We start from the raw sequence: 14445 nt of genomic DNA, 5'->3' as shown, positions 1-14445 counted from the left end.
CAAAGCATATGGCCATAGTTTACTTGGAATACAATTTTAAGATCAAACCTTTACAACCCGCGACCGATATTTTGATCGCGGAATTGGGGGATGCCGGTTTTGAAAGTTTTGTGGAAACCGATGAGGGCCTTTTGGCCTATATCCTAAAAGAAGAATGGAAGGAAGGACTGTTGGATGACCTGTTTGCCATGCAGCACCCTGATTTTGAAATTACATGGACCAATACCGAGATCGAGCAACAGAACTGGAACGCGGAATGGGAAAAAAATTTCCATCCGATACAAGTTGGGGGCCGCTGTATGGTTCGTGCCCCTTTCCACGACCCGATCCATGTGGAATATGATATTGTGATCGAGCCCAAAATGAGTTTTGGAACCGGGCACCATGAAACTACCCACATGATGCTCCAACATATTTTGGATCATAAATTTGAAGGTAAATCCGTCTTGGATATGGGTTGTGGAACCGGAGTGTTGGCCATTTTGGCAATGAAGAAAGGAGCAACTCCCGTAGAGGCCATTGATATTGACGAGTGGTGTGTCATCAATTCACTGGAAAATATAGAGCGGAACGACTGTGCCTCCATTCAAGTGGAACAAGGTACCAGTGAGTTGTTGGTGGGTAGAAAATATGATATCATTTTGGCCAATATCAATCGGAACATCTTACTGGATGACATCCCGGTATACGCCAATTGCCTCAACGAAGGAGGGGCCTTATTTCTAAGTGGCTTTTATTTACAGGATTTGGATGCCATTTCTTTAAAATGTGCCACCCATGGTTTGGAATTTGAAAAAAAGTTAGAGAAGAATAACTGGGTTTCAGCAAAATATGTAAATTAGAAAGACATAAACTCTACGAAAAATGGGCACTAGAGAAAAGGAACTGGAAGATGTCCTTCTTGATGAAGAGACTGTGAACCAGAATGAGATCGTACTTTTTAATGATAACGTAAATACCTTCGACCACGTTATTGAAACCCTTATTCATGTTTGTGAACATACCCCGGAACAAGCGGAGCAATGTTCGCTGATCGTGCACTACAATGGAAAATGTACGGTGAAGACGGGGGAGTATACCTATCTTAAACCCAAGTGTACCCAATTGTTGGAAGCAGGGTTGAGTGCTGAAATCGTGTGATCTGACATACCCTTTTAGATTTGTGAAAACATAGTGCATGAATGTTTTGGCCTAGTTCTTTTACGAATTCATTTGAAACATTGTAAAAACCAGCCGGACTTTGTCCGAAAAGCAATATTGAAATATCACTAAAACCAACCAAAACCTTCCTATAACCTTTTATGAGCGAGTTTTTTAAGGCCGAACTGAAAGACCGTTTTTTGGAATACGCCTTGGAACGCACCGACTATTTCGAAATACAGACCCTTTACGATGAATTTCTAAGACCAAACTACAATCTGCAGTTTGTAGAAAAATTGGTGCGTGAAATTCTAGAATACGACCCCGATCTCTTGGATGTCATGAACGGTAATGGAATGGAGATGTTCCTATTGGCATCCACCAATACTACCCAGGATTTTTTGGACGAAGGAGGCTTTATGGATATTTATGTGAAGGAGGAAGAAAAATGGGATGTTTTTTTAGATCAGCTTTCTAGCACTAAAAAGTTGTCCAAGGATGAAAAGAAGCTCATCAAACGGGGCAATCCTGGCCTAAAAAGGGAAAAAACATTGTTAATAGTGTTGATATCTGCCATTGCGATTAGTTTTCTCTTCACTTTGGGAAGTATTTTCAAAGAAACCTTATGGGAGCCCGATTATGTCCCGGTAGATGAGTTTGAACGCAAGATACAACAGTTGCAAGAACAATACATCCAGGAAAATCGGCGATTACAAACACAATTGGAACAAGCAGAACACGCACTGGATTCCCTTACAAAATAATGTTCCAATTTTCTTGTTGTTTTGGGTCGATGGGAATCACCCTTGAAACGACCTTTTCCATTTTCCCCAGTGTATCCTTGATCTGCTTTGGGTTCACGGAACAAAAACCCATCACCAATCCATTCTCATTAGTGGGTTGCACATAGTATTTGCTCAAGGCGTGTGCCAGGATATTGTGGTCCAATAATTCCTTTTCCAAGGCCACATCGCTTATTGGACCTCTTATATGGGCTATCACATGTAAACCAGGGTTTGAGGTATCCAAATGAAAATAGTCCCCCAAACCCTTGTTGAAGTGCTCCGCAAAGATTTCCTTTCGTTCCAGGGAAACCTCCATCACGTTCCGTAGGTGCTTGTTCAGATAATCCCGTTCAATAAAAAGGCTCATGGCCTTCTGGTTCTCCCGGGAAACAAATCTGCTTGATTGGCGGTAAAGGGCGGTAACCGCATCCAATAAATAATAGGGAACGATCATATAGCCCAATCGCATGGAAGGGTGGATCAATTTATTGAAGGTTCCCAAATAAATGGTCCTTTCCTGTTGATCCATCCCAAAAAGGGAGCCCAAAGGTTTCTCCCAATTGCTGAACTCGTGGTTATAGTCATCTTCGATAATGAAAGTTTCTTTTTCGGATGCCCATTTCAACAGTTCCTTTCTACGGGTCATACTCATTTTAATTCCCGTAGGGTATTGGCAAGATGGGGTGGTATAGACAAATTTGGGATTTTTACAGGGTATTCCATTTAAGTTAAGCCCCTGCTCGTCCACTTGGCCGGCACAGATCTGCGCCCCCAAACTTTTGAAAAGGCCATGGGCCATGGGATACGTTGGGTTTTCCACCACTACCTCATCATGGGTTTCCAGCAATATGTTGGATACCAGATATAGGGAATGCAAGGAGCCTGTGGTCACGATGATCTGCTCCGGGTCACATTGGATATCCCGATAAATTCTCAGGTAGTTGGCCAAGTTGTTGCGAAGGCATTGCAGTCCGATGGTATTGCTGTATGACAACTCAGAAGGCGTGATGCACCTCCAATAATCATCGATAAGTTTTTTCCAAAGCTGCACCGGAAAAATATCCAGCGGAGGAAGTCCTGGCCTAAAGGCCACTCCTTTGTTGGAATCCTCTCCGGGCCAATGCGCATTTTCAGAAAAAGCCTTTCCTCTGTTGGACAAGGAGGGGTAGTTTCCTTTTGCTGCAACCGATGGGATCTTGAGCCTCAGTTTCTTGTTCTTCGGGCACAGCACATAGTATCCAGATCCCTTTACCGCCGTAATGTACCGTTCTACCAACAATAGGTCGAATGCCTTGAGTACCGTACTGCGGGAAATGCCCAAATCATTGGCCAATACCCGAGAGGGCGGCAACTTGGAATCCGGCTCCAAGAACCGATTAAGAATGGCTCTCTTGAATGCGTCGTAGAGACTTAAATATAGGTGAGGTTGGGGTTTGGCATCCAAGGAAAAGCCATTTCTGATGAGAAGGCCTTTCATGTTGAAATGCATAATTGGTATGCTAAATCTGATAAGATTGGTATGCTGAAGGTAGATGTTTATCCTTTAATTTTCAGTTTTTTTAACATAAAGTTCACTATGAGAATCCCAAATCTTACACTTCGAACTTTTCTTGTCCCAATTATCCGTAAGCGAATTCTGATGAATTGGTCCGGGACAGGAAAAGTTGTCCAAAACCCTTCTGTCATACCGATATACTCAAAACATTTTGGAAAAAATAGATCTTCCATACCCCTTGATGGTCAGTATTGATGGGGCTCCGCTACTACTGGTCCACAATACTGCAAATCGTATCCAAAACAACTTAAACGAAATTGATCATGTTGAAAACCCGATTCTTATGTTTATCCATGCTGCTCTTTCTTATGGGGATGGTGTATGGTCAAAAACAAATAACCGGAACCGTAGGGGATATCAATGGACCGCTACCTGGTGCCACAGTGCTGCTCAAAGGAACCAATGTGGGGGTCACCACCGATTTTGATGGCCACTTTGCCATTACCCTTCAAGACGGGTATGATACTTTGGTTTTTAGCTATATCGGGTACCAGACCAAGGAGATCATTGTAGGCCAGCAATCTGTTTTACAAGTGATGCTTGAAGAAAGCACCCAATCGCTTCAAGAAGTGGTGGTCACGGCACAGGGTATCAAAAAATCAAAGAAGGCGCTTGGCTACGCTATCGCCAATGTGCAGCCTGAAGAAGTGGAAAAAAGGCCCGAAGCGGATTTGGCCCGAACCCTTCAAGGAAAAGTGGCAGGGGTTTCCATAACTCCAGCCGATGGGCAAACGGGCTCCTCATCTACCATCCGGATCAGGGGTACCGTTTCCCTTACCGGGTCCAATGCACCGTTGATCGTGGTAAACAATATTCCCTTCAACGGATTGTTGCGGGATATTGACCCCAACGATATCGAAAGCATCAGTATTCTAAAAGGATTCAATGCCGCTGTATTGTATGGTAGTGAGGGACGGAACGGGGTCATTTTAATTCAGACCAAGAGTGGCTCGGCCAAAACTGGGGATGCCAGTACTACCGTTACCTATTCCTCAACCGTTTATACCAATACCGTATCGCAATTGCCCGAGTTCCAGAACACCTATTCCAACGGAACGGAGGGCATCCAATTCAACCAAACGATCATTTCCAATTTTGGTCCCGCCTTTTCCACTTTAGGAGAAGTGCCACATCCATATGCAACCATGGCCGATATCTTTCCAGAATATGCGGACCAAACCATAAAAATTGCGGCCAAACCCAACAATGTCAGGAATATTTTCAGGTTGGGCATTGGTACCACCCATTCCTTGACCTTGGCCACCACTAGGGAAAAATTAGGGTTCAATCTATCCGCAGGGTATACTGATGAGCAGGGTATCATAGCGAATAACGACCTGAAACGCTTTAACCTTTCGGTGGGAGGAAAGGTCCAACTGATGGAGAAACTCAACCTATCGGCCAATTTGGGGTATTCCACCCGAAAAGTGAACTTAGTGAACGATGAGGATATCTTTAGTGTGGTATACCATTTGCCCCGATGGATCGATTTAACCGAGTTGCCGTATCAAAATCCATTGACCGGGGGGTCGGTCTACTATCGGAACGATACCAATCCCCTTTGGATCTTGCATAATTCTGGCAATTATGATGACAAGGTAAGGGTCTTCGGAAATTTCACGGCCGACTATCGATTGGCTAATCCGTTGAACGTAACCTATCGGGTTGGTTTTGACAGTGAAACGTATTCAGGTTTTGACTATTCCAACAAAGGTGGGTATGATGGGGACTACCTATATGGTTATTTGAACATTGGGGATAGCAAGGAAGTGGTGGTCAACCAAACCTTAATGTTCAATTTTAACCAAGACGTCATTAAAAACCTCAATTTGGAGGCACAACTAGGTATTAATTCCCAATTGACTAGGTATGCAGGTAATTCTTCCAATTCGGACGGGCAAATTGTATATGGATTTTTAAGACCGACCAACTATACCACCACTGAGGCAGATTATGGCACCTCGGAAGAAAACTTGGCAGGGGCGTTCGGGCAGTTGCAATTTGCCTACAAAAACTATTTCTATGCTACCTTTTCAGGAAGAAATGATTGGGGCAGTACCGTGGAAGTCGCCAACCGAACCTTGTTCTATCCTGGAGCTTCGTTCTCCTTTATTCCCACCTCCGCGTTCAATTTTGGAGGTGAAACCGTCAACTATTTGAAGTTCAGGTATGCCTATGCCACTTCCTCAGGTTATCCTCCACCGTACAGGACCCGGAGCACCTTGGTCATCGATCCATTACGGTTTGCGGCAGAGGATGGGGTGTATCCTGTCACCAATAGGTACAGTACTCGTTATGCCAACCTTAATTTAAAACCAGAGTTGCACAAAGAAGTGGAGGTAGGGATGGAGGCCAAACTTTTCCATAATCGGGTCACTTTGGAAGCATCCGCCTATATGCGGGTATCCAAAGACCAAATTGTGGAGTCCCGGTTGACACCGTCCTCTGGCTATGACGACCAATACATCAACTTGGGGAGGATTGACAATGAAGGTATTGAGGTAGACTTGGGAGTGGATATTTTTAGAGGCCATAATTTTAGATGGAACCTTAGGAACATTTTTACCGCCGATGAGTCCTTGGTTGTACAGACCACCCCAACAGGTGCCGATATCTTTATTACTGAAGATCGGTACGCCGTGGAAGGACAACCTTTTGGTGCAATCAAGGGTGATTATGCCCTTCGTGATGAGAACGGTAACTTGCTGATCAGTGGCAATGGTTCTTCAACCAGAGTGGGAGAGGTCATCACTAGTGATGATGTTGGATTGGACAACAAGGTAATTGGGGATCCCAACCCCGATTGGAAACTTACCACCATCAACACCTTTGGATACAAGGGTTTTACCCTTTCCGCCCAGATGGAGTATACCCACGGTGGGGAAATTTATTCCAGCAGTGTGGTGAATATGCTGCAAAGAGGTTCCGCCAAGGAGACCGAGAATAGGGAGGGCACCTTTATCATTCCCGGATATTTGGCAGATGACGACACTGGCGAACCCCTGCTCGATGCCAACGGAGATCAAATCCCGAATACCATTCAATTGAATGCCAGCAGGGTAGGGTATTCCAATTATTACAATGCCAACGACCTTGGCATGTGGGATACCTCCATTTTCAGATTGAGGGAAGTTTCCCTTGGTTATACCCTAAAACCAATGAAAGGTCAAAAGTTGCCCTTCCGAAAAATAGATATTACCCTTTCAGGAAGAAATCTTTGGTATAGGGCGCCCAATTTCCCAAAGTATGCGAACTACGACCCGGAAAGCGATGGCTGGGAGGGCGATAGCACAGTGCCATCTACCAAAAGGATTGCCTTTGGCGTATCGGTAACATTTTAACCCTATCAAAAGATTAAGAAATGCATAGAACAGGAAAACTAATTGGAAAAATAGCTTGCGCTTCCTTTTTACTTTTTGGGTGCGAGGTTTCCAACTTCGATTTGCAGGAGAATCCAAATTATTTGACACCGGAAAGTGCCGATCCCGAATATCTCTTGAACGAGATTCAGTATCGATTCCAACATTTTATGGGTAACATGATCTTGAATACCGACGATGTGATGCGCTATGAGGCCATGACCGATACTTACCCGTCAATTGTTTCTGTGGAAGTGTTGGATGGCAGTTCCAGCAAGGAATGGGAAGGCTATTATGAGGCACTGAACAATTCCAGGACCATTTCTGAACTGGCCGAAGGGGACGAAACACTGTTGCTCCATGATGCCATCAATAAGCTGCTGGTCGGGTACATGACCATTACGATGGTAGATTACGTAGGCAAGATTCCCTATTTCCAGGCCGTAAATCCGTCCGAATATCCCAATGCACGCTTGGACGATGGAGAAGATGTTTACCTAAGTGTTTTGGAGGACATAGACCAAGCTATTTTGGATATTGAAGCATCCACTTTCCAATTTTCCACAGACCTGTTTTATGAAAGCGACAAGGATAAGTGGATTGCCTTTGCCCATTCCTTAAAGTTGAGAATTTTGGTACAGACCCGGTTGAACAGCTCGTCCATTGGAATTACCAATCCGGTTACGGAAATCAATAAGCTTTTAGAGGGAAATTTGATCGATACTGAAGAGGAGGATTTTCAGTATACCTATGCCAACGTGGTGGAGCCCGAAAGCAGGCATCCCTATTTTCAAAGGGGGTATGTGAGCGATTTCGGTCAGTATATGGGCAACTATTTTATGTACATGTTGAAGGACTCCAAAAGCCAAAAAGACCCCCGTATCCGATATTATCTGTACCGCCAGGCTGCGGAAGACCCTCTGATCATACCCTATAACACTTGTATGGACGAACCCAATGTAGTGTACTGCTACCTTGGTGAATATTACAGGGGATTGGACCATGGGGAGAGCCGAACCGGTTATGGCGACAATAAGGAAAGGACCGTCTATGGTCTTTATCCTGCAGGCGGAGCCTTTGATGAGGACCAATTTGTTACTGCATCAAAGAGCACCAATTTAAATGGCACAGGTATCCTTCCTTTACTCACTACCTCCTTTGTGAAGTTTTTGTCCGCAGAATCCGCATTGACCCTTGGGACCAATGGCGATCCGGCCGAACTTTTGGAGCAGGCCATTCGCGCTTCCATGTACAAGGTAATGGGTTTCGGGAGTATAAAGTCCGGTTTTCTGGCAACTGAAGAAAGTGTAGATGCCTATGTGGAAGAAGTACTGACCAACTATGCCAACGCAGCATCGGATGAGGAAAGATTGGACATCATTATCACCGAATATTATCTGGCAGCTTTTGGGAATTCCATTGAAGCTTATAATTTTTACCGACGGACAGGATTTCCATCCAATATCGAAGTGCCTATCGATGACAACAACCCCACCTTTCCGCGAAGTTTTCCCTATTCGGCAGATGAGGTGGAGACGAACCCTTTCATTAAACAAAAGAAAAATACGGAACGTGTCTTTTGGGACACCAACCCCGAAGGCTTCATTAAATGATCTGAAAACGCTTTGACCATGAAGAAGAACTTGAAAATCATTATTGGTTTGGTATTGGCCTTGGGCTGTACAAATGATTATAATACATTGCAGGATATCACTTTTCAAGGTGGATATGTAGCCTTCACCGAGGAGCCTGACCTCAGTTTCAATATTCTGAAACTCGACACGGAATCTTTCACCGGCACATTGTACGACCCCAATGCAAATGCCACCAATTATACCCTAAAAGCTTTTTTTGGGGATTTGGAAACGGAAACCTTGGTGGATATCAGTTCCTTTCCGGCCACTATTTCGTTCACCATTCCTGAGATTTTGACAGAATTTGGGTTGACCATTGACGATATTGACCTGAATGACAAAATCACCTTTGTAGCGGTGGTTACTACGCCTACAGGGATATTTGATGGCCGTTCACCGGATTATGATACCAACAATATCAACCAAGGTGGTGACACAACCGATAGATTGAAGTTCCCTGGCCATTACAATGCCATGGAATTTTCATTTACCTTTTTTCAACCTGAAGGGGTGAAAATAAGGGGAACATCCTTTGAAGAAGTTCCTGTGGGTCTGGAAGATGCCGTTTATGTGCGCAATGGTGGGAATGATGAAACAATTGATCTTGTCAATGGTGAAAACCCACCTTTTGTGGATTATGTGGCAAAGGGAACGGGTAAGGATGATGAATTGGGATTTGATTCCGAATACATCTCAATTACCAATATAAGTGATAACAGTTTAGGTTTTTCTGAAGAACGAATCGGCGTGTTTTCGCTACTGGAAGATTATGAGGCCTATCCTGATGGGGTACAAGGTTTCCATTCCGAGGATGCCGATGGGGCCATACGCATCACCTTTGATCCCGTTTATGTACCTGAGGGGCAAGAAAATTCCGGGGTGTCTTTTGAAGTCTATTTTGGGGTTACCGGTTGGGAAGAATTGGATGGGCTACATGCCTATGCCAACATCACCACGGATGATGATAGTGGCGTTTTGGAACTGGCCGGTATTTTCAGTAACGAAACGGAAAACATAGCTGGTCAGTGGCTTAAAATTGACAGTGGTTACCAAAAAGGGATTCGGTCCTATCAACTGGTCATCCAAATACAATCTGGCGCCACTGCTGAGTCCTTCGATCTGGATAACATTATTATCTACGAAGCTCAAGAAGAGCAATAGCCCATGTTTGGCCCAATGTTGTTTCAAGAATCATGAAAATTCCAATTATTATATTGATTGCCACAGTTTGTTGGGGTGGATGCGTGCCCAAGAATCAGGAAGTGGATATCTTGATCAAAAACGGAATTGTCTATGATGGGCTCAACAAAGAGCCGCAAATGGTGTCCATTGCCATCAAGGCAGATACCATTAGCTACATCGGAAACCAGGGAAAGGTGAATTTTTTATCCAAAAAAATCATCGATGCCAAGGGCTTGATCGTTGCTCCGGGATTTATCGACCCACATACCCATGCGGATAGGGAATTGGAAAATCCAAATGAATCCCATAACAAGCCTTTTCTTTTTCAGGGGATTACAACGGTGGTGGTGGGCAATGATGGTAGTAGTCCCTATCCCATTTCCAAATACGCCAAGCTATACGAAGAACAAGGTATCGGAACCAATGTCGCCTTTTTGGTGGGGCAGGGGACCCTTAGGGAAAAAGTGATGGGAAAAGTGGACCGCCAACCCACAAAGGAAGAAATGACCCAAATGAAAGAATTGCTGCAACAGGAGATGGAGGCAGGTGCCTTTGGCATGTCGACAGGTCTTTTTTACGCGCCGGGAAGTTATGCCACTACTGAAGAGATAGTCGAGTTAGGTAAGGTTGTGGCCAAGTTCCATGGCATTTATGATACCCATTTACGGGATGAAGGTACCTATTCCATTGGATTGGCAACTTCGGTAAAGGAAGCCTTGGAAATAGGAAAAGAGTCAGGAATGCCCATGCATATATCACATATCAAATGTTTGGGCAAGAAAGTTTGGAAACAAAGTGATTCCATTATCCAAATTATTGACAACGCCATTAAAAGCGGTTTGGAAGTCACCGCAAGCCAATATCCATATTTGGCCAGTGCCACTGGTTTGCAGGCAGCAGTTGTTCCCCGGTGGGCAGAAAGTGGAGGCAAGGATTCTTTGTTCATCCGATATGGGGATACCAACCTAAGGCCATGGGTCTTAGACGAGACCCAACAAAATATAGAACTCAGGGGAGGTCCGGAAAAATTACTGATTATCAATGCGGCACAAAAGGAATATGTGGGCAAAACATTGAGGGAACTTTCCGAAACCTTAGGATTGCCTCCCAATGAAACCGTTTTTGAGATCCTAAAAAAAGGGTACCCCCGCGTGGCCTCCTTCAGCATGGACCCATATGATGTGGAAAATTTTATGAAACAGGATTGGGTGGTCACTGGTTCCGATGGGAATACCGGACATCCTCGAAAATATGGCACTTTCCCCAGAAAATACAAGTATCATGTAAAGGAAGGAGCCATTACTTTGGCTGATTTTATCAACCATAGCTCTTCAAAGACAGCCCAAATATTCCGAATGAAAAAAAGAGGGGCCCTGGTCGTGGGCAATTATGCCGATATCATCATTTTTGACCCGGAAGCCTTTGGTGATAAGGCGGATTATGAAAATGCTTTCCAATTGTCCGAGGGATTGAGGCATAGTATCATCAATGGAAAAATGACTATTGAAAATGGAAGTTTTACTGAAAATCTGAATGGAAGAATCTTAAAAAAAGAATGATTATGAAAACGAAGTCCTATCTTAAAAACCTACTGAAAGCGTATGTATTTTTAATGGTTATGTCGGCCGCCTCTTGTTCCTCCAATAATGACGGGAACGCACCAATTGAAGTGGACAGTGAATCTCCCTCAAAACCAACTGGACTTGTGGCTACAAATGTTACACAGCGTTCCTTGGACCTGATCTGGGAACCAGCAACGGACAATGTGAAAGTAAAGAACTATTGGCTGTATCAGGATAATGAGTTTTTGGTGGGTTCGGGGAAACCCTCCTATTTTTTGGATGGTTTGGAACCGGGCCGAACGTATACTTACCAAATTCAAGCCAATGATGCCGCGGGCAATGCATCGGAACTGAGCGATCCCCTGGAAGTATCCACCATGGATCTCTTGACTGCAGAGCTTCAGTACGATTCCGGTAACCTAGAGGTATATTTAGGCACCTTAATGGATGCCGTTCCCGGTGTTTCTGGAAACAATTACAAAGTGCCCACCGATAATGATTTGGATCAATGGGGTCTCATCATTCATGCCCTCTTGGAGAATAACATTGAACAAGCCGTGGACCAAGCGGTTTATGTAAATTATCAAGTGGTGGAATTTACCGATACCGAATCCACTCCCAACCAAGTGTACTATATTTTAAAAGAGTTTAGTATCAGGACCAACTATTGGGGAACCTTTGTTTTTAGTAAAACACCGAAAAAGCAAAATCTGGTCTTGGCTGCACCTCACATTTTGCATGACCAGAACACCGGATACCAAGCCGCGTACGTTTTTAGACAGAATGTGGCCAAGGCCCTGTTCATCAGTGGCGCCCACAGGTGTAACAGAGAAGAACCTACCGATTGTTCCGGGACCACCAAGGCATGTAGCAACAATTATGCACCTTATCGGGTATCCGACGTTCCCCACAATATTTATTCGACCTTTCAGAGGACTACAGAAATCATGTATGATGAATTGCCTGGAAGTGTCTTCGTACAACTTCATGGGTTTTCCAAAGAGGCTTCCGATCCTTATGTGATCATGAGCAATGGCACCAATAAAACGCCAGCTAAGGATTATGTGTCCCTTATAAAGAATGCCCTGTTGGAAGAGGACAGTTCGCTCACCTTTAAAATTCCTCATATAGATGTTAATTGGACTCGTTATGCAGCATTTGACAATACCCAGGGACGATTTATCAATGGGTCTCCCAACCCTTGCAACGTAGAGGCAACCAATACCACAGGTAGATTTGTGCATATCGAGCAGGAAAGCTCCAAGCTTCGATCCAGTAAGACAGGTTGGCAAAAGGTAAGTAATGCTTTGGGCAAGGTTTTCTAATGAAAAAAGCTGCGGCGCAAAAATGGGCCGCAGCTTTTTCAAACTCTTTTTTAGAAAGCTATAAAACTTTCAATTTATCCTTTCATTCCAGGTTGAAGGATCTTGTAATTTGCGTTGGCTTTTGCTTCGTCAACAATTTTTTTCACGTCTTCCAACAATTGCTTGGCATCGTAAATAATACCATCCTTGATGGTGTATTTTATACCACCCACACGTTGCACGGTATTATCATCCTTTAGTTTTATGGCTCCAGTGCCGTAAAGCACTTTAAGGTTTACCAGGGGATTTTCTTCCAAAATGACAAAATCGGCCAATTTGCCCACTTTAATGGTACCGATTTGGTCATCCATGCCCAGGGCCTCGGCCCCGTTCAGTGTGGCTGCCTTGATTACTTCCAAAGGATGGAAACCTGCCTCACGTAACAATTCCATTTCCCTTGGGTACGCAAAACCGTAAAGCTGGTAGATGAACCCGGCATCAGTGCCAACCGTTACCCTTCCGCCACGGTTTTTATATTCGTTCAAGAAGGTCATCCAAAGTTTATAGTTCTCTTTCCAAGCGATTTCTTGTTCGGTACCCCAAAAGTGCCAGTACGAACCATGCGATTGTCGGCTAGGGGCGTAAAAATCCCAAAGGGAAGGTAAGGTATAGGATTCGTGCCACTCTGCTCGGCGGGCTCGTTGCAGATCGCGGTTGGCTTCATAAATGACCATGGTTGGTGAAATGGAGAAATCCAACGAAATAAGCTCATCCATGACCTCGTTCCATTTTTTGGAATATGGTCTGGCTGCTTGGGTCCAAAGTTGTCCTGCCTCACCAAATCGATCTTGTTCGTTTTGATAGTTATAATCCAAGGAATAGTTTTGGACGGTCCTGTCATCGAACATGGCTTCTGGTAGGCCATACCAGTGTTCCATGGAGGTGAGTCCGGCCCTGGCACTGTTCAATACGTTCCATCTGCCAACATACAATTGGGCGTGGTGGGTCTTGGAACGTAATCCCAATTTTTTGTTCTCTTCCAAGGCAGCTTGCATCACTTCGGGCAGTCCTCCACCAAATTTGATACCATCCGCACCTTTTTTGGCATTTTCGCGGACCCATTCACGGGCTGCTTCTGGGGTTGTGATATCGCCCCGACCTGGTTCCCCGTTCAAACTGTTGCCAAACCAATTGTATGCTTTTATGCGAGGTGCCGTGATTTCATTTTTCTCACTCTTCTTCTTTTGGTCCAACACCCAATCGATTCCATTACCGGAACCTGGGTCGCATATGGTCGTGATTCCATGGGCCATCCAAAGTTTGAATACATACTCGGCAGGAGTGCCTTGGCTGCCACCTCCGATATGGGCATGGGTATCCACAAATCCAGGTAAGAGATACATGCCTTCGGCATTCAGTTCCTTGCCGCCTGGCTTCAATTTGGGTCGTCTATCAGGGTGGATGTCCATTCCCGGAAACCCAACTACTTGCACAGAAGCAATTCTGTTATTTTCCACCACAATATCGATGGGGCCAATGGGTGGGGAAAGTGTACCATCTATAACGGTGACACCTCTAATAATAAGCTGTGACCAAGGACCTTCGCCTTCGGTACGGGTAGGGGCTTTTTCAACTTGTGCTTGTGAAACAAGACAAAATAGGCCGAATAAGGCCAAAAGGAATTGAGTTTTGTTTTTTTTCATGGGTTGGTGGTAAGGTTGATCATTGTTCCAATAATGTTAAGCCATTCTTTTTGAATTATCCTGTTTAGGGTTGTTAAAAATTAAACTTATATACCTGAATACCGTGATTTTTACATTTATTGACATGCTAATTTAACCAACCTTAATGTTTTTTGTTAAATTGTTAGCAACTAAAACATTGCTAACCATTGAATACTTGCTACAATCACTTTCATTTATTA

The 14445-nt window shown here is 44.3% G+C and carries 10 protein-coding genes; 8 read left to right on the top strand and 2 right to left on the bottom strand.

Annotated elements, in window-relative coordinates; all coding sequences use genetic code 11:
- Positions 1-8 precede the first annotated feature (8 nt).
- The 3 genes from prmA (at position 9) to GTK07_RS09365 (ending at position 1904) form a co-directional block, all read left to right on the top strand.
- Positions 9-842, top strand: a complete 834-nt coding sequence (gene prmA, locus GTK07_RS09375) for a 50S ribosomal protein L11 methyltransferase (RefSeq protein WP_163634996.1) — start codon at positions 9-11, stop codon at positions 840-842.
- 22 nt (positions 843-864) lie between these two features.
- On the top strand, positions 865-1140 hold the full coding sequence (locus GTK07_RS09370; RefSeq protein ID WP_163634995.1) for an ATP-dependent Clp protease adaptor ClpS: 276 nt from the start codon (positions 865-867) through the stop codon (positions 1138-1140).
- 161 nt (positions 1141-1301) lie between these two features.
- On the top strand, positions 1302-1904 hold the full coding sequence (locus tag GTK07_RS09365) for a hypothetical protein (RefSeq protein WP_163634994.1): 603 nt from the start codon (positions 1302-1304) through the stop codon (positions 1902-1904).
- Here the strand turns inward: GTK07_RS09365 and pdxR are convergent.
- Positions 1894-3402 carry a MocR-like pyridoxine biosynthesis transcription factor PdxR gene (gene pdxR / locus GTK07_RS09360; RefSeq protein ID WP_163634993.1) on the bottom strand — a complete coding sequence of 503 codons (1509 nt, stop codon included), beginning with the start codon at positions 3400-3402 and terminating at the stop codon, positions 1894-1896. The two genes, GTK07_RS09365 and pdxR, sit on opposite strands and share 11 nt — an antisense overlap.
- 341 nt (positions 3403-3743) lie before the next feature.
- Between pdxR and GTK07_RS09355 the strand changes: the two genes are divergently transcribed.
- Genes GTK07_RS09355 through GTK07_RS09335 form a run of 5 tightly spaced genes read left to right on the top strand, consistent with a single transcriptional unit; the run spans position 3744 to position 12542 of the window.
- A complete protein-coding gene (locus GTK07_RS09355; protein ID WP_163634992.1) occupies positions 3744-6821 on the top strand; it encodes a SusC/RagA family TonB-linked outer membrane protein in 3078 nt (1025 codons plus the stop codon).
- 20 nt (positions 6822-6841) lie between these two features.
- A complete protein-coding gene (locus tag GTK07_RS09350; RefSeq protein ID WP_163634991.1) occupies positions 6842-8452 on the top strand; it encodes a SusD/RagB family nutrient-binding outer membrane lipoprotein in 1611 nt (536 codons plus the stop codon).
- An 18-nt stretch (positions 8453-8470) separates the two neighbouring features.
- Positions 8471-9634, top strand: a complete 1164-nt coding sequence (locus tag GTK07_RS09345) for a hypothetical protein (protein WP_163634990.1) — start codon at positions 8471-8473, stop codon at positions 9632-9634.
- A gap of 32 nt (positions 9635-9666) precedes the next feature.
- Positions 9667-11214 carry an N-acyl-D-amino-acid deacylase family protein gene (locus GTK07_RS09340; protein WP_163634989.1) on the top strand — a complete coding sequence of 516 codons (1548 nt, stop codon included), beginning with the start codon at positions 9667-9669 and terminating at the stop codon, positions 11212-11214.
- 2 nt (positions 11215-11216) lie between these two features.
- A complete protein-coding gene (locus tag GTK07_RS09335; RefSeq protein ID WP_163634988.1) occupies positions 11217-12542 on the top strand; it encodes a fibronectin type III domain-containing protein in 1326 nt (441 codons plus the stop codon).
- 74 nt (positions 12543-12616) lie between these two features.
- Here GTK07_RS09335 and GTK07_RS09330 read toward each other — a convergent pair whose 3' ends face one another.
- On the bottom strand, positions 12617-14224 hold the full coding sequence (locus tag GTK07_RS09330) for an amidohydrolase family protein (RefSeq protein ID WP_163634987.1): 1608 nt from the start codon (positions 14222-14224) through the stop codon (positions 12617-12619).
- Positions 14225-14445 lie beyond the last annotated feature (221 nt).

Source organism: Flagellimonas sediminis, assembly GCF_010500845.1.
In the GTDB taxonomy this organism is placed as follows: domain Bacteria; phylum Bacteroidota; class Bacteroidia; order Flavobacteriales; family Flavobacteriaceae; genus Flagellimonas; species Flagellimonas sediminis.
The sequence above is the reverse complement of the archived record's forward strand: the minus strand, read 5'-3'. Positions and strand labels throughout refer to the sequence as shown.

Bases quoted from the DNA above. Each gene is read 5' to 3' on its own strand.
- GTK07_RS09340 (WP_163634989.1), top strand. From the start codon at position 9,667: ATGAAAATTCCAATTATTATATTGATTGCCACAGTTTGTTGGGGTGGA.
- GTK07_RS09365 (WP_163634994.1), top strand. From the start codon at position 1,302: ATGAGCGAGTTTTTTAAGGCCGAACTGAAAGACCGTTTTTTGGAATAC.
- prmA (WP_163634996.1), top strand. From the start codon at position 9: ATGGCCATAGTTTACTTGGAATACAATTTTAAGATCAAACCTTTACAA.
- GTK07_RS09335 (WP_163634988.1), top strand. From the start codon at position 11,217: ATGAAAACGAAGTCCTATCTTAAAAACCTACTGAAAGCGTATGTATTT.
- GTK07_RS09370 (WP_163634995.1), top strand. From the start codon at position 865: ATGGGCACTAGAGAAAAGGAACTGGAAGATGTCCTTCTTGATGAAGAG.
- GTK07_RS09350 (WP_163634991.1), top strand. From the start codon at position 6,842: ATGCATAGAACAGGAAAACTAATTGGAAAAATAGCTTGCGCTTCCTTT.
- GTK07_RS09355 (WP_163634992.1), top strand. From the start codon at position 3,744: ATGTTGAAAACCCGATTCTTATGTTTATCCATGCTGCTCTTTCTTATG.
- pdxR (WP_163634993.1), bottom strand. From the start codon at position 3,402: ATGAAAGGCCTTCTCATCAGAAATGGCTTTTCCTTGGATGCCAAACCC.
- GTK07_RS09345 (WP_163634990.1), top strand. From the start codon at position 8,471: ATGAAGAAGAACTTGAAAATCATTATTGGTTTGGTATTGGCCTTGGGC.
- GTK07_RS09330 (WP_163634987.1), bottom strand. From the start codon at position 14,224: ATGAAAAAAAACAAAACTCAATTCCTTTTGGCCTTATTCGGCCTATTT.